The sequence below is a fragment of the Streptomyces sp. 3211.6 genome (genome assembly GCF_003634815.1).
Classification (GTDB): Bacteria; Actinomycetota; Actinomycetes; order Streptomycetales; family Streptomycetaceae; genus Streptomyces; species Streptomyces katrae_A.
The window spans coordinates 7181819-7197118 of record NZ_RBXC01000001.1 but is presented as its reverse complement, the minus strand read 5'-3'; the positions used below and the strand labels follow the sequence as shown (position 1 = coordinate 7197118).

11 protein-coding genes are annotated in these 15300 nt (G+C 75.9%); 10 read left to right on the top strand and 1 reads right to left on the bottom strand.

Annotation, left to right across the window (positions count from 1 at the left end; translation table 11 throughout):
- The first annotated feature begins 43 nt into the window (after positions 1–43).
- From BX286_RS32965 to BX286_RS32925, 9 genes are all read left to right on the top strand, one after another.
- The gene (locus BX286_RS32965; RefSeq protein WP_261993581.1) at positions 44–829 is read left to right on the top strand and encodes an alpha/beta fold hydrolase; all 786 of its coding nucleotides are present in this window, start codon (positions 44–46) and stop codon (positions 827–829) included.
- Complete coding sequence (locus BX286_RS32960) at positions 826–2007, top strand: glycosyltransferase (RefSeq protein ID WP_121017313.1); 1182 nt, start codon at positions 826–828, stop codon at positions 2005–2007. Before BX286_RS32965 ends, BX286_RS32960 begins: the two co-directional genes overlap by 4 nt.
- A complete protein-coding gene (locus BX286_RS37950) occupies positions 2004–4400 on the top strand; it encodes a class I SAM-dependent methyltransferase (RefSeq protein ID WP_315974773.1) in 2397 nt (798 codons plus the stop codon). The genes BX286_RS32960 and BX286_RS37950 overlap by 4 nt, the downstream gene beginning before the upstream one ends.
- Positions 4397–5422 (top strand): galactokinase, encoded by a 1026-nt coding sequence (locus BX286_RS32950; RefSeq protein ID WP_261993580.1) that lies wholly within the window; start codon positions 4397–4399, stop codon positions 5420–5422. The genes BX286_RS37950 and BX286_RS32950 overlap by 4 nt, the downstream gene beginning before the upstream one ends.
- Positions 5423–5515: 93 nt before the next feature.
- A complete protein-coding gene (locus BX286_RS32945) occupies positions 5516–6757 on the top strand; it encodes an alkaline phosphatase family protein (RefSeq protein WP_121017311.1) in 1242 nt (413 codons plus the stop codon).
- A 27-nt stretch (positions 6758–6784) separates the two neighbouring features.
- Positions 6785–7369: an RNA 2',3'-cyclic phosphodiesterase gene (gene thpR / locus BX286_RS32940; protein WP_100864610.1), complete on the top strand. Its 585-nt coding sequence runs from the start codon at positions 6785–6787 to the stop codon at positions 7367–7369.
- A 114-nt stretch (positions 7370–7483) separates the two neighbouring features.
- A complete protein-coding gene (locus tag BX286_RS32935) occupies positions 7484–8461 on the top strand; it encodes a hypothetical protein (RefSeq protein ID WP_261993579.1) in 978 nt (325 codons plus the stop codon).
- A 69-nt stretch (positions 8462–8530) separates the two neighbouring features.
- On the top strand, positions 8531–10405 hold the full coding sequence (locus tag BX286_RS32930; RefSeq protein WP_079423600.1) for an HSP90 family protein: 1875 nt from the start codon (positions 8531–8533) through the stop codon (positions 10403–10405).
- On the top strand, positions 10405–13452 hold the full coding sequence (locus tag BX286_RS32925) for a tetratricopeptide repeat protein (protein ID WP_121017309.1): 3048 nt from the start codon (positions 10405–10407) through the stop codon (positions 13450–13452). Before BX286_RS32930 ends, BX286_RS32925 begins: the two co-directional genes overlap by 1 nt.
- 91 nt (positions 13453–13543) lie before the next feature.
- Here the strand turns inward: BX286_RS32925 and BX286_RS32920 are convergent, their stop codons facing one another.
- On the bottom strand, positions 13544–14452 hold the full coding sequence (locus BX286_RS32920; RefSeq protein ID WP_079431509.1) for a GlxA family transcriptional regulator: 909 nt from the start codon (positions 14450–14452) through the stop codon (positions 13544–13546).
- Positions 14453–14593: 141 nt separating this feature from the next.
- Here BX286_RS32920 and BX286_RS32915 point away from each other — a divergent pair, with 141 nt between their 5' ends.
- Positions 14594–15271, top strand: coding sequence for an MBL fold metallo-hydrolase (locus BX286_RS32915; RefSeq protein WP_079423602.1), 678 nt, complete (start codon positions 14594–14596; stop codon positions 15269–15271).
- Positions 15272–15300 lie beyond the last annotated feature (29 nt).

Sequence of the window (15300 nt, the reverse complement as noted above, 5' to 3'; positions counted from 1 at the left end):
GGCCGCCGTGTCCTTCGTCCGCGCGGGTTCCCTGCGCTTACACGTGCAACAGCTGCCGGCCGCCGTGCCGGCCGGCCCCGACGAGCCGCTGGTGGTCTTCCTCCACGGGCTCGTCGTCGACAACCTGTCCTCCTTCTACTGCCCCCTGGCCCTGCCGGCCGCGCGGGCCGGGCACGAGGTCCTCCTGTACGACCTGCGCGGCCACGGCCGCACCGAGCGCCCGGCCTCCGGCTACGACAGCCACACCGCCGTGGCGGACCTCCTCGGGCTGCTCGGCGCGCTCGGCCTCGGACGGCGCCCGCTCCACCTGGTCGGCAACAGCTACGGCGGCACCCTTGCCCTGCACGCCGCCCTGGCCCGGCCCGACCTGGTCACCGGGCTCACCCTCCTCGAACCGCCGCTCAGCGGGCCCTGGGTGGAGAACATGCTGGACACCCTGTCCGCCGCCGCCCTCAGCCTGGAGGACAGCCCGGTGCCGGAGGAACTGCTCGGGCTGCGCCTGCGCAAGGCCGCCCGTCTCACGGCCATCGCGGAGGCGCTCCTCAATCACACCTCACTGATCGACGACATCGCCCGCAGCCGGACCTTCACCCCGGCGGACTACGCCCGGCTGCGCTGCCCGGTGCTGGTCGTGTGCGGGGAGCACTCCGAACTGGTTCCGGGTGCCAGGGAGTTGGTCCGGAACGCGGCGCGTGCCAGGTTGCGGATCCTGCCGGGGCTGGGGCACGACGTGCTCAAGGAGAGCAGCGGGGTGCTGCGGCGCGCCGTCCTGGCCCATCTCGGTGCGACGGCGGCCCGGCGGCCGCGGGCGGGGGCTCTGGTGCCATGAGGGTGCTCTTCACCGTGCCCCCGCTGGCGGGGCACGTCAATCCGACCGTCGCCGTGGGGGCCGAACTGGCCGCCCGGGGGCACGAGGTGGCGTGGACCGGGCCTGCGCCGGCGCTGGCCCGGCTGCTGCCCGGCCGGGCCCGGATCCTGCCGGCCGGGGAGGAGGACGCGGGCGGCGGGGGCGCGGCGGGCGGTTATGCGGCGCTGCACGAGCGGTGGCGTGATCTGCGCGGGGTCGGGGCGCTGCGGTTCCTGTGGGAGGAGGCGCTGGTGCCGCTGGCCCGGGCGATGGTGCCGGGGGTGGAGCGGGCCGCCGCCGGGTTCGCGCCGGACCTGATGGTCTGCGACCAGCAGGCCCTGGCGGGGCCGCTGGTCGCGCGGCGGCTCGGGATTCCGTGGGTGACCTCGGCGACCACGTCGGCCGAACTCACCCGTCCCTTCGCCGATTTCCCGAAGGTCGGGGAGTGGGTGGACGAGCGGATCTCGGGGCTGCTGGCGGAGTTCGGCGACACCGGCGGGGGCTGGGACCCGCGCTTCTCCGACCGTCTGGTGCTGGTCTTCTCGACGCCCGGACTCGTGGGCGCGCAGGAGGGGTACCCGGATCACTACGCCTTCGTGGGGCCGGCCTTCGGGGCCCGCCCGGCCGTTCCGGGGTTCCCGTGGCAGCGGCTGGACCCGGACCGGCTGCGGGTGCTGGTGTCCCTGGGCACCCTCAACCAGGAGGCCGGCGCCCGGTTCTACCGGGCCGTACTGGGCGCGGCCGCGCAGCTCGCCGCACGGGTGCAGCTGGTGCTGGCGGCTCCCGCCGCGCTGGTGGGGGACGCACCCGGACACATGATCCTTCAGGAGCGGGTGCCGCAGCTGGAGTTGCTGCCGCACCTGGACGCGGTGGTCTGCCACGGCGGACACAACACCGTCTGCGAGGCGCTGGCGTTCGGACTGCCGCTGGTGGTGGCGCCGATCCGGGACGACCAGCCGATCGTGGCCCGGCAGGTCGTCCTCGCGGGGGCCGGGGTCAGGCTCCGGTTCGCCCGGACCGGGGCCGGGGAGCTGCGTGACGCGCTCACGGCCGTGCTGGACCGGCCCGGCCCCCGCCGGGCCGCCCGGCGGATCCAGGCCTCCTTCTCCGCGGCGGGCGGAGCCGCCGCCGCGGCCGACCGGTTGGAGAAGCTGACATGACGAGTCCCCCGCTCTCCCGGGTCCGCTGGACCTCTGCGGTGCTCCTGGCCGCGCTCGGCGCGGGCACCGTACGGGCCGGCCGGCGGCTCCGCGCGGTCCCGGTGCTGCCCGCCGCCCCGCCGGCGGCGGCCGGGCTGCCCGGGGCCGCCGGGTGGCGGCTGCTCACCGCCCCGGGGGTGGTGCCGGACGCGGCCACCTTCCTGGCGGCCCGCGCGTACGCGGACCGGGAGGGGCTGCGGGTGCTGGACCTGCTGCCCGCCGATCTCGAGGCCGAACGGGTCCTGGGCCTGTTGCGCCTGGTGGATCCCACCGGGTACCGGCAGGACCGCCTCGGGGAGGGGCGTGGCGCCGGGTTCGCGGTCCTGGTCGCCGAGGAGGTGCTGGCACGGGCAGGGGTGGAGCCGGGTGGCCCCCGGCCGGAGCCGGCGGAACTCATGGCGCTGGTCCGGCGTTTGAAGGAGTACGCCGCCGGAGCCACGGGCCTGGCCATCGCCCCGGGCCTGAGCTGCGGCCTGTCGTCCCGCCCCACCGCAGGCCCCGGCCCGTCCCAGGCCACCGGGTCCGCAACGGCACCGCTGGTGGCGGCAGAGGCGGGGGCGCCGGGGCGCCGAGGGACCGGACCCCATGGGGCCGCCGGGCCTGAGACGGCAAAGGCCCCGGCGGCAACACCCGGGCCGACGCAGCCCCGGCGGACCACGGCACCACCGGCCGAAGCCCAGGCCGCGGGGGCTCAGACGGCGGGGGCTCAGACGGCGGGGGCCCAAGGAGCCGGGGCCCTGCCGTACGCGGCCCCGGAGCCCCGGGGCGGCGCGGCCGGGGCACTGGCAGCCGCGAATCCGTCGACCGAGGGCCGGGCGGCGGGCCTCGGCAAGCCACGGGTAGCGGTTGGCTGGGCCAAGGCCCGGAAGAGCCGAGCGCTGGTGGCCGCCTTGGTGGTGGCCGGGCGGTGGAAGACCGAGGCGCTGAGGGCCGGGCTCCGGAACGCCGAGGACCAGGGGGCCGGGGCGGCGGATGGCGGAACGCGGAGGGCCGGGCCGCCCCGGAACGGGGCAGTGGCGGGCCGGGCCCGTGTGGCCGAGTTGCGGGCGCAAGGGCTGCCGCCCGGAGCCGTGTCCGTCGCCCAGCTGGCCGGGCTGGCACTGCTCGGCGGCGTCGCCCTGCGCCAGGGCCGGTGGGGGGCGGCGGCGGCCGGGCTGTACTGGCTCCAGCCGTACCTCGCGCTCGGCGGCCCCCGCTCCCCGCTGCGCCCCGCCGACCTGGCCCGGGCCACCGCCGCCCGGCCGGTGCGCTCCCTGCGCACCGCCCTGCGGACGGGACTGGCGGCAGCCGGCCAGGGACGGGAGGACGGACGGGACACCGCTGCCACGGTGGCGGCCGCGTACCGGGCCGACCTGTCCGGCGGGACGGAGCGGTTCCTCGAACCGCGCCGGCCGGACTGCCCCTGGTGCGGCTCGGACCGGCTCACGGTCCGCGTCCGGGTGCCGGACCTGCTCCAGGGCAAGCCCGGGCGGTTCACCCTGGAGCGGTGCGGTGACTGCGGGCACGTCTTCCAGAACCCCCGGCTGACGCCGGAGGGGCTGGAGTTCTACTACCGGGACTTCTACGACGGGCGCGGCGGCGAGGGCGCCGGCCAGGTCTTCGGGCGGCTCGGTGCCACGTACCGGCGGCGGGCCGAGATGCTCCTCCCGTACGCCGATCCGGCGTCCTGGCTGGACGTCGGCACCGGGCACGGGCACTTCTGCAACGCGGCACGGACGGTCTGGCCCGGGACCCGGTTCGACGGGCTCGACATGGGCGACGGGGTGCTGGAGGCGGAACGGCGCGGCTGGGTGGAGGCCGGCTTCCGGGGACAGTTCCCGGAGTACGCGCAGAAGCTGGCCGGCCGGTACGAGGTCGTCAGCATGTACCACTACCTGGAGCACACCCGCGATCCGCTCGCCGAACTGGACGCGGCGGCCATCGCCTTGACACCGGGCGGCTTCCTGGCGATCGAGCTCCCCGATCCGCAGTCGCGGATGGCCGCGCTGCTGGGGCCGGCCTGGCTGCCCTGGTTCCAGCCGCAGCACCAGCACCTGATGCCGGCCGCGAACCTGCGGGAGGCGCTGGCCGACCGGGGGTTCACGGTGCTGGCGGAGGAACACGGCCCCGCCCACCAGGGCAACGACTTCTTCGGCGCGGTGGCCCTGACCGCGACCCGGCTGTGCCCGGATCCGGACCGGCCCTGGGGTCCCCCGGCCACGACCGGCGCCCGGGTCCGCGCGGGGGCCGTACGCGCGGCGGCCGTGCCGTGCTTCGCCGCCGCGGCGGTCCTCGACGCCCTCCGCACGGCGGCGGCCCGCGCCACGGACGGCGGGAACGCCTACCGCATGCTGGCCCGTAAGGACACCCGATGACGCCCCCGCCCCACCGGCCCGCCACCGGAGCCCCCGCGCACCCGACGACGCCCCCGGCCGCTGCGACCACCCCGCCCCCGCCCCCCGAGGGCGGCCCGACCGGCTCCGGCGCCGCGGGCACCGGACCGGGCTCCGGCGGTGGCCTCGCCCGGCGGGCCGGGGCAGACCCGTTGTTCCGGCTCGTCGCCCACGCCCTCGAGGCGGCGCACGGGCGGCCGCCCGCCGCCGTCTGGAGCGCGCCCCACGCCTTCCACCTGGGCTCCCCCGGGCTCGTCGCGGCGGCCGGCTGGCCCGTTGCCGCCGCCGCGGCGCCGCGGGACGACGGGATGGTGCGGCTCAGCTCGCTCGGCCACCCCGCCGACAGCTGCGATCTGCCGCTGGCCCTCTCCGGGCCGGCGCCCGCCGCCCCCGCCTGGGCCGCCCGCCCGTACGCGGTGCTGCGCGCGCTGGCCCGGGCCGGCCACGGCCTGGGCGGGAGCGACCTGCACGTGCAGGGCTCCCTCACGGACGCCGCCGGGCTGGCCACGGCCGAGCCGGCCGACTGCGCGGTGGCGCTCGCGGTGGCCGACGTGCACGCTCCGTGCGGGACGGAGCCCGACCGGGCGCGGCTGGCCCGGCTGCTGGCGGCAGCGGTTCCGGACGGGGACGACGCCCTGCGCCGGGCCGTGCTGTTCGCGCTGCCCGGCAGGGCGCTGCTGCTCGGGACCGGGCCACGGCCCCACCGCTACAGCGCCTTCGACCCGCCCGCCTCGGACGCCCGCCTGGTGCTCGTGGCCGTGCGCGGGGAGCCGGCGGATCGGGCGGCGGAGCTGGCCCGGGCCGTGGAACTGGCCCGCCGGGCGGGGGCCCTGAGCGCCTGGCCGCCCGGGCCGGGACCGGCGCGGAGCGCGCTGGTCCTGCTGCCCGCGTCCCGGCTGGCGGCGGTGCGGGCGGCCGTCACGGAGGACTTCCGCGCGCGGGAGCGGCCCGTACCGCGCTTCCTGAACGTCGCCGTGGCCGGGGCGGCCCGGCGCGAGGACTGACGCCACCGGTTCGAACCGAACCGGCTCGAACCGAACGAACCGGATCGGCCCGAACTGCATCAAACCGAACCGCACCCCGAGGAGGAACACCCCATGCCCACTCATTCGCCCCGCGCCGGACACAGATCCCGCAGGCGGTCCGCCGTCACGGCCGCCGCCGGGACGCTCGGCGCGCTCGGCCTGCTGGGCGCCCTCACGGTCGCCACCTCGCAGGCAGCCGACAGCAGGACCACGCAGACGCCGGCGGCGGCCGCGCTGCCGGCGTACGACCACGTCGTGGTCGCCGTCTTCGAGAACAAGCAGTACGGGGAGGTCATCGGCAACGCGAGCGCCCCGTACATCAACCAACTCGCCTCGGGCGGCGCGAGCCTGACCGGGATGAAGGCCCTGACCCACCCCAGCCAGCCCAACTACTTCAACCTGTACTCCGGCGCCACCCAGGGCATCACCGGGGACGGCTGCTACACCCCGCAGTCCATGACCGCGCCGAACCTGGGCCAGGAGGTGATCGCGGCCGGGAGGACCTTCGCGACGTACAACGAGGACCTGCCCGCCGAAGGTTCCACCGCCTGTACGAGCGGCCAGTACGCGCAGAAGCACAACCCCTGGTTCGCCTTCAAGAACGTGCCGCTGAACACCGGCAAGACCTGGGCCCAGTTCCCGCGCGACGACTTCTCCTCCCTCCCCGGCCTGTCGTTCGTGATCCCCAACCTCTGCAACGACATGCACTCCTGCGCGGTCGGCACGGGAGACACCTGGACCAGGAACAACCTCGACGCGTACGCGCAGTGGGCCAAGACCCACAACAGCCTGCTGGTGCTGACCTGGGACGAGGACAACTACCTGGGCTCGAACCAGATCGCCACGGTCTTCTACGGGGCGAACGTCAAGACGGGCACGTACTCCACGGCCTACAGCCACCACCACCTGCTGCGGACCCTGGAGGACCTGTTCGGCACGGCCACGCACGCGGGCAACGCGGCGGCCGTCCAGCCGATCACGGAGGTCTTCACCGGCTCCGCGACCCCGACACCCACACCGACCCCCACCCCGACACCCACGCCCACCCCCGGCGGTCTGCACCTCGCCAACCCCGGCCCGCAGACCTGCACGTTCAACCAGTCGTGCACCGTCCAGCTCACCGCCACCGGCGGAAAGGCCCCGGTCCGCTACGCGGCCACCGGGCTGCCCTTCGGCCTCACCGTCGACGCCGGCACCGGCCGGATCACCGGGAAGCCGTGGGCCACCGGCACCGCGCAGGTCACCGCGACCGCCACCGACTCCACCGGCGCCACCGTCACCGCCGCCTTCCCCCTGACCGTCAGCTGGTTCTGACGGCCCCGGCACGGTACGAAGTCCCATGTGAAACATCAGACCCACAGCGCGACCGTCCGCGTGTTCATCGCCCTCGCCCCGCCCGACGACGCCAAGGAGGAGCTGGAACGGGAGCTGCTGCCCGCCTACGAGGCGTACCCGCGCATGCGGTGGAACCGGATCGAGGACTGGCACGTCACCCTGGCCTTCCTCGGCGAGCTCCCGGTCGTGTCCGTCCCCCGCCTGCACGGGCCCCTCCGCGCCCTCGCCGCGATACGCCGCCCCCTGCGGCTGGCGCTGCGCGGCGGGGGGCACTTCGACGAGCGGGTGCTGTGGACCGGGATCGACGGGGACCTCGAGGGGCTGCACCTGCTGGCTTCCGAGGTCCGCTCCCTCGTCCGGGAGTGCGGCATCCCCTACGAGGGCCGGCCGCTGCGCCCCCACCTGACGCTGGCCCGCGCCCGCCGCGGCGACACCGCGAGCGTCCCGCAGGCCGCCGCCGGACTCACCGGCTTCTCCGGCCGCCCGTGGCACACCGCGCGCCTGCACCTGGTGGGCAGCAACACCGGGCGCGGCCCGGGCCCGATCCACTACCGGGACATCGAGTCGTGGGGCTTCGGCGGCGACGGCTGAGCGCCCGGCGGGGAAACGGTTGTGCGAACCACGGATGGCCGTGATACTCACTACCTCCACGGGGGCGGAGACGGATGTCCCCTGTCCGAGAACGTGCACATCAAGGGGTGGGTCATGGCGTTGCTCCGGGGGGCGGGGCTGTCGCTGAAGCGATGGGCGGGCAGATCCGCAGAGCGGCTGGAGCAGGACTTCGGGGATCCCGCGGTGACGCGGATCCGGGAGGCCGCCGAGGCGGCGGACTGGGCCGGGGTGCGGGACGGGCTCGCGGCGCACCCCGAGGGCGAGGACCGCACCTGGCTGCTGTGGACGGTCGGCGAGACCGCCGGCGTGCAGGAGTGGATCGGGGACGCCGTCGCGGCGGAGCCGAATCCGGCGCTGCCGCTGGTGGTCGCCGGGGCCCGCCAGGTGAGCTGGGCCTGGGAGGCCCGGACCCGGGCACAGGCGAAGGACGTCTCGCGCGAGCGCTTCCAGCTGTTCCACGAGCGGCTGCGCCAGGCCGAGGAACTGCTGTTCCGGGCGGCGGAGCTGGAGCCGGCGTGGGTCGAGCCGTGGCACTTCCTCCAGGTCAGCGGACGCGGTCTGGAGGTCGGGCCCGTCCTCGCGCGGCGGCGGTTCGAGGCCGTGGTGCGGCGTGCCCCGCACCATCTGCGGGCCCACCAGCAGCATCTGCAGCAGGTCTGCCTGAAATGGGGCGGCTCGCACGAGGAGATGCACGCCTTCGCCCGCGCGTCGATGCTCGGCGCGCCCGAGGGCAGCCCGCTGGGACAGCTCGTCGCGGTGGCGCACATCGAGCACTGGATCGCCCTCGGCGAAGGGCCCGGCCGGCAGTACATGCGCCGCGACGAGACCGCCGCCTCGCTGCGGGAGGCCGCCGAGCGGTCCGTCCTGCATCCTGACGCCGAACGCGGCAGGGGCTGGGCGCAGGTGTGCAACAGCTTCGCCCTGGCCCTCTCGCTCGCCGGGGAGTCGCGGATGTCGCGCCGCTGCTTCGAGGCGGCGCCGGACACCGTCACCGAGTTCCCCTGGCACTACGTCAACCCCGCCGACCCGGTCCTGGCCTACCGCCGGCACCGCGCGTCCGTCGGCGCCTGACCGACCCGAGCCTCCGCCCCGCCGCCCGGCACCGACGCCGTGCGGCGCGCCTACCGAAAGTCTTCCACGGTGTCCCCATCCGAGTCCGCCCACACCTTCCAGGTCGACCTGCGAGGCCTGGTGGATCTGCTGTCCCACCACCTCTACTCCAGCCCGCGGGTCTACCTGCGCGAGCTCCTGCAGAACGCGGTGGACGCCATCACGGCCCGCCGCGCGGCCGATCCTTCGGCGCCCGCCACCATCACGGTCCGCACCGGGGACGGGCTCACCGTCACCGACAGCGGCATCGGCCTGACCGAGGCCGATGTGCACCGCTTCCTCGCCACCATCGGCCGCAGCTCCAAGCGCACCACGGACGGCGGCCTCGACGGTGCCGGGCTCGACGCGGCGCGCGGGGACTTCATCGGGCAGTTCGGCATCGGCCTGCTCGCCTGCTTCGTCGTCGCTGACGAGATCACCGTGGTGAGCCGGCACGCCGGCGACCCCGCCGCGCCCGCCGTCGAGTGGCGCGGCCACTCCGACGGCCGCTACACCATCCGCACCCTGCCGGCCGACGCCGCGGTGGCACCCGGCACCACGGTGCGGCTGCGCCCGCGCGCCGACAACGCCGAGTGGACGGCCCCCGCCCGGGTCGTCGAGCTGGCCCGCCATTACGGGAGCCTGCTGCCGTACGAGGTCACGGTCGCCGGACCGGACGGCGACAGCGTCCGCATCGACGCGGCCCCGCCGTGGGAGCGCGAGCACCGCTCGCCGCTGGCCCGCCGCGAGGCGCTGGCCGCCTACTGCCGTGACGTCTTCGACTTCGTGCCGCTCGACACGATCGAGCTCGACCTGCCGGCGGCGGGGCTGCGCGGTGTCGCCTACGTCCTGCCGACGGCGCTCAGCCCGGCGCAGCGCGCGGGCCACCGCGTGCACCTCAAGGGCATGCTGCTCACCGACCGGGCGACGGAACTGCTGCCCGACTGGGCGTTCTTCGTGCGCTGCGTCATCGACACCTCCAGCCTGCGCCCGACGGCCTCCCGCGAGGCGCTGTACGAGGACGGCACGCTGTCGGCGGTCCGGGACGCGCTGGGCGTGCGGATCCGGGACTGGCTCACCGGGCTGGCGGCGAGCGATCCGGCGCTGCTGCACCGGTTCATCGACGTCCACCACCTCGCGGTGAAGGCGCTGGCCCGTTACGACGACGAGCTGCTGCGGATCGTGCTGCCGTGGCTGCCGTTCGAGACCACGGACGGCAACGTCACCCTGGAGGAGTTCGCCAGGACCCACGCGACCGTCCTGGTCACGCGCAGCGTGGAGGAGTTCCGGCAGGTCGCGCCGATCGCCGCCGCGGCCGGCCTGGGCGTCGTCAACGGCGGTTACACCTACGACCGGGACCTGGTGCACCGGCTGCCGGAGATCCGGCCGGGCACGGCCGTGACGGACCTGGACCCGGCCACGGTCACCGCGCACCTGGACGCCGTGGACCCGTCGGCGGAGATCCGTGCGGCGGCGTTCCTGGGCATCGCGCGGGAGGTGATCGCCGCCCAGGACTGCGACGTGGTCCTGCGCGACTTCCAGCCCGTGACGGCGCCGGCGCTGCTGCTGGACAACCGGGAGGCCCGCCACGAGCGGACCCGCTCCTCTCTGGCCGCCGACAGCGACGGCCTGTGGGCGGACATCCTGGGCTCGCTGCGCAGTGAGACCCCGCGCGCCCAGCTGGTCCTCAACCACCTCAATCCGCTGGTGCGCCAGGCCGTCACGATCGAGGAGCGCGGGCTCGCCGTCGCCGCCGCCGAGTCCCTGTACGGGCAGGCGCTGCTGCTGAGCCGCCGTCCGCTCAAGGCGAGCGAGAGCGCCCTGCTCAACCGGGCCTTCATCGGCCTGCTCACCCACGCCATGCACCCCTCGGGCGGGGGCGGCGACAGCGCCGCGTCCGGCGCCGACTCCCGGAAGGAACCGTGATGCTGGACACCCCGGAGGCCGTGTTCGAGGCGTTGCGTGAGAACCACGACCGCCCGCACGGGCTGCAGCGCACCGTCACCGCCGAGGAGCTGGCCGAGGCGGCCGAGCCGTTCGAGAAGCCCGAGGTGCTGGTCACGGCGCTGATGGAGCTGATGACGGCGTACGAGTTCACCGGCGAGCACCGCAAGGCGCCGGTGGTGTTCGCCCGGCTGCTGAAGCTGTGGGAGGACTCGCCGGGCGCGTTCAGCGAGTGGGAGGCGGACCAGATCCTGTGGCGGTTCAAGTGGGTGACCACTTCCCTGCTGCAGGTGCCCGAGGTCCCGACGGCCGTGATCGAGGCGTGGATCGGCCGTATGCGGGAGCGGTACGAGGCGGACGGGCACGGCGTGCAGCCGGTGGCGGCGATGCGCTACCACCTGGCCGCCCACACCGGCAGCGGTGTCGAGGACGCCTACGACCTGTGGGCGACGCGCCCCCGGACCCGGCTGAGCGACTGCGAGGCCTGCGAGACCCGCACCCACGCGCTGCACCGGGTGCGGTCGGGTGAGGACGCGGCGGCGCTGGAGCTGTGGGCGCCGGTGCTGACCGGGGCCTCCTCGTGCGCGGAGGAGCCGCAGTCGAGCCAGGCGCGGGCCCTGCTGCCGCTGGTGCGGCTGGGCCGGACCGACGAGGCGCGGGCGCACCACCTGACCGGATACCGGGCGGTGCGCGGCAAGACCGGGATGCAGCAGGAGGTGGGGCTGCACCTGGAGTTCTGCGCGCTCACCCGCAACGAGGGCCGGGGCCTGGAGATCCTCGCCGAGAACCGGCCGCTGTTCGAGGCGGCCGGCGCCCCGCTGAACCGTCTCGGGTTCCTGACCGGTGTCGAGGTGCTGCTCGCCCGGCTCGTGGCGGACGGCCACGCGGGCACCCCGGTCGCCGGGCCGCCGGGGCGCAACTGGACGGCCGGTGAGCTGCTGGCCACCGTACGGGCGGAGGCGGAGCGGCTGGCCGGTGCCTTCGACGCGCGCAACGGCACGACGGAGCAGGGCGACCGGCGCCGGACCCGGCTGGAGCGGGGGCCGCTGCTGGAGGAGCCGCTGCCGCTGGGGCTGCGTACGGCCGTGACGCGTACGGCCGCCGCCGGTACGGCCGCCACCGGGACGTCCTCCACTGCGCCTTCGCCGAACGTCCCCGCTGCCGGGGCTGTGGAGGTTCCGGCCGGCTTCGTCGAACTGGTGCGGGAGGCGCGGCGGCTGGACGCCCTCGGGCATCCGGGCGACGCCCCGCTGTGGGCACGGATCGCGGAGGCGGTGGACGCCGAGGGCCACGTGCACGACGAACGGCTCGGGCCGGAGGGCCGGCTGCGTGCCGAGCTCGCCGAGCAGCGCGCCTTCGGCCTGCGGGTGCGGGACCTCGACCGGGAGGCCTGCGAGGCCATGGCGGAGGCCGCGGCCCTGTTCGAGCGGGCCGGCATGGTCTGGGACGCCCTGACGGCCCGGTCGATGGCGCTGGCGTGGACGGTGCGGCCCGGCTCCGGGGACGAGGGCGCCGGTGACGCCGGTACTTCCGGAGCGGCCGCGGTACGGGCCGGGCTGGAGGCGCTGGTGCGCGAGGCGGAAGCGCTTCTCGCCGCGGGCACCGACGCGGACGCCGCGTACGACGTGCCGGGGGCCGACGCCCCCGTCGCCGGGACCGGACCGGGAAGCATCGCCGCCCGGCGGTACCTGGCGGTGCTGTACGCGCCGGCGTACGCCGCCTTCCACCAGGCCATGGAGGAGGCGCCGGAGGTGTCGGCGGCCACCCGCGAGTGGTTCGAGGCGGCCGCCGGCGCCCTGCGTTCGCAGTCCGTGCGGCTGTCCGCGCCCCACCAGGCGGCTGCCGCGCTGGAGTTCACGGCGAACCTCGCCCTGCGTCTGGGGGAGACCGAGCGCGCCGAGCGGGAGCTGCGGGCCGTGCTGGAGGAGCTGGCCTCGGGCGCCTCCGAGCGTCCCTGGAAGGGCAACCGGCCGCGGGCGGTCCTCGCCCAGCTCCTGATCGCGCAGGGGCGGCACGACGAGGCCGTGGAGCTGCTGCACCAGGCGATCGCCCTCACGGTCCGCCACGGCGACCCGGCCTTCCCGCTGGCGCCCGCCTACTCGATGCTCGGCCACGCGGCCGCGCACACCGGTGACACCGCCGGTGCGGTACGGCACTTCTCCGAGGCCGCCGACCGGTTCGACCGGGACGGCGACCACGACCAGGCGGCCGACGTGCGGCTGCAGCTCGCGGACCTGCTCCGGGGCACCGGCCGGGCCGCGGAGGCCGTGGCCGTCCTGGAGTCGGTGGTCGCCGACGCCGCCGCCGGCTCCCTCGATCCGCGCCTGCTCGCCCAGGGCCGGCTGAGCCTGGCCCGGGGGCTGCGGGAGCTGGAGGAGCACCTGGCCGCCGCCGAGGAGTTCCTGCGGCTGGCCGACTCCGCCGCGGCCTGGGGCGGGGAGGGCGAGGCGGTGCTGACCTCGGTGGCCTCGGAGGCGGCGGTCGCGCTGGCCGCCGCCGACCGCTGGGACGCCGCCCGGGCCGCGTACGCCCGCGCGGTCGCCACGCACGAGCAGGCGCCCAACCCTTCGGTGATCACGCAGATGATGCGCGAGTTCGCCCGCCTCAACCAGTCGGCCCGCGGCGCGGAAGGGGTGGAGGCCTCCCTCGCCCACCTGGCGGAGGCCGACGCCGTGTGCGCGGCGGCGCCGCGGGACGCGGAGGGGTTCACCCTCTGGTTCGAGCACGGCAGCATCCGCTACCGGCGGGCGCTGGTCCTCGCGGACGCCGGCCGCTTCACGGAGGCGCTGGCCGAGGCCGAGGCGTCGGTGGCCGCGCACGAGGGGGGCGGACAGCACGGCGAGGAGGCGCGCGCGGAGGCGGTGCGCATCGCGGCGCTGATCGAGCTCAACGGCCTGGACCGCCCCGAGGCCGCGGCGGCCCGTCTCGCGGCGGGCGCCGCCCGCTGCGAGCAGCGCGGCCTCCCGGAGGCGGCGCGCATCCTGGAGGGCATCCGCCAGGACATCACCTCCGCCCGGCAGGAGGGCTGACCCCCCGCCCGTCGACCGGCGCTGCCGGACGCGGGACGGGGAGGGGCGGTGGATCCGTACCACCACCCCTCCCCGTACGACCGCCCTTCTGCTACGGCGAGTTCGTGAACGACCTGCGGTAGGAGCGGGGCGGGATCCCCCGGCGGCGGACGAACTGCTCGCGCAGGACGGCCGCGCTGCCATAGCCGACCCGTCGGGCGATCTCCTCGACGGGCAGGTCGGTGGTCTCCAGCAGTTCCTCGGCGCTGCTCAGCCGCAGGCCGCGCAGCCAGGCGTGCGGGGTGGTGCCGGTGGCGGCGGTGAAACGGCGGGCGAAGGAGCGCTTGCTCATCAGGGCGCGCCGGGCCAGCTCCTCGACGGGGAGCGGTTCGTGCAGGTGGGCGCGGGCCCAGGCGAGCACGTCGGAGAGGCGTTCGTCCTGGCAGTTCTCCGGTACGGGCGCCGCCAGGTACTGGGCCTGCCCGCCGTCGCGGTGGGAGGGCAGGACCATGTCCCGTGCCACGGCGTTGGCCGTGGCGGCTCCGTGCTCCCGGCGGATCAGGTGCACGCAGAGGTCGAATCCGGCGGCGGCTCCGGCGCCCGTCGCGATGGTGCCCTCGTCGATGTAGAGGGAGTCGGGTTCGACGCTGACCTCGGGATGGCGCTCGGCGAGCAGGCCGGTGAACCGCCAGTGGGTGGTGGCCCGGCGGCCGTCGAGGAGCCCGGCGGCGGCGAGGGCGAAGGTGCCGACGCAGTGGGCGGCGACGAGCGCGCCGCGCCGGTGCGCGGCGGCCAGGGCTTCGAGGACGGGCGGGGCGGGGGGCGTGCGGAAGCCGGTCCAGGGCAGGGCGATGACGAGGTCCGCCTCCGCCAGCCGGTCCAGGCCGTGCGTGAGGGAGAGGGGCACGCCGAGATCGGTGGGCACGGCGCCGGGCCGGTCGGAGCAGAGGGCGAAGTCGAACGCCGGCATCCCCTCCCCCCTCGGCCCGAACACCTCGGTGACGATGCCGACGGCGAGCATGCCGACGCCGGGCGGGGCGTAGGCGGCGACGGTGAGGAAGGGCTGCTGCACGGAGGCAGTCTGCCAGGTGTGGCACGAATCCTGCGATCGGTGTCATCGATGCCACTCGTGGGACGCCGGCCCGGCGAAAAGAATGGGGTCATGACCGAGGCACTGACTGAAGCACTCACCGAAGTACCGACCGAAGCACTGGCCGAAGCACCGGCCGGAGCACCGGACGGCGCGGACACCGACGCACCGACCGGCCGCAGCGCCGTCTACGCGGTCCTGAACACCGGCTACGTCGGCTCCACCGGCCCCGGTGTGGCCGCCACCGTCTCCTACGTCGGCGACGGCGGCCGGCACGTGATCTTCGATCCGGGCATGGTGGCGAGCCCGGGCCACATCCTGGATCCGCTGGCCGAACTGGGCCTCGGCGCCGACGACATCACCGACGTGGTGCTGAGCCACCACCACCCGGACAACATCATGAACGCGGGCCTGTTCCCCAAGGCCAGGATCCACGACCACAAGGCGGAGTACCTGGGCCACCGGTGGACGGCCCGCGACGCCGAGGGCTACGAACTCACCCCCTCCCTGCGCCTGATCCACACCCCGGGTCACAGCCCGGAGGACATCACCCTGCTGGCGGGCACGGCTTCGGGTGTGGTGGCCTTCGCCGGCGACCTGTGGTGGCACGCCGAGGGCCCGGCGGACGATCCGGTCGCCCCGGACCGCGAGGCGCTGCGCGCCGCCCGCCTGCGCGTCCTGGCCGTGGCGGACCTGGTCGTCCCGGGACACGGCGCCCCGTTCGAGGCGGGCGACGGCGTGCCGGTGTAGGCCGTGGCGGGCGGTCCGGCGACGCCCGG

What these genes read in the sequence shown, in the direction of transcription:
- BX286_RS32960 (WP_121017313.1), top strand. Translation starts at nt 826, where the DNA reads ATGAGGGTGCTCTTCACCGTGCCCCCGCTGGCGGGGCACGTCAATCCG.
- BX286_RS37950 (WP_315974773.1), top strand. Translation starts at nt 2,004, where the DNA reads ATGACGAGTCCCCCGCTCTCCCGGGTCCGCTGGACCTCTGCGGTGCTC.
- BX286_RS32950 (WP_261993580.1), top strand. Translation starts at nt 4,397, where the DNA reads ATGACGCCCCCGCCCCACCGGCCCGCCACCGGAGCCCCCGCGCACCCG.
- BX286_RS32945 (WP_121017311.1), top strand. Translation starts at nt 5,516, where the DNA reads ATGCCCACTCATTCGCCCCGCGCCGGACACAGATCCCGCAGGCGGTCC.
- BX286_RS32935 (WP_261993579.1), top strand. Translation starts at nt 7,484, where the DNA reads ATGGCGTTGCTCCGGGGGGCGGGGCTGTCGCTGAAGCGATGGGCGGGC.
- BX286_RS32925 (WP_121017309.1), top strand. Translation starts at nt 10,405, where the DNA reads ATGCTGGACACCCCGGAGGCCGTGTTCGAGGCGTTGCGTGAGAACCAC.
- BX286_RS32920 (WP_079431509.1), bottom strand. Translation starts at nt 14,452, where the DNA reads ATGCTCGCCGTCGGCATCGTCACCGAGGTGTTCGGGCCGAGGGGGGAG.
- BX286_RS32915 (WP_079423602.1), top strand. Translation starts at nt 14,594, where the DNA reads ATGACCGAGGCACTGACTGAAGCACTCACCGAAGTACCGACCGAAGCA.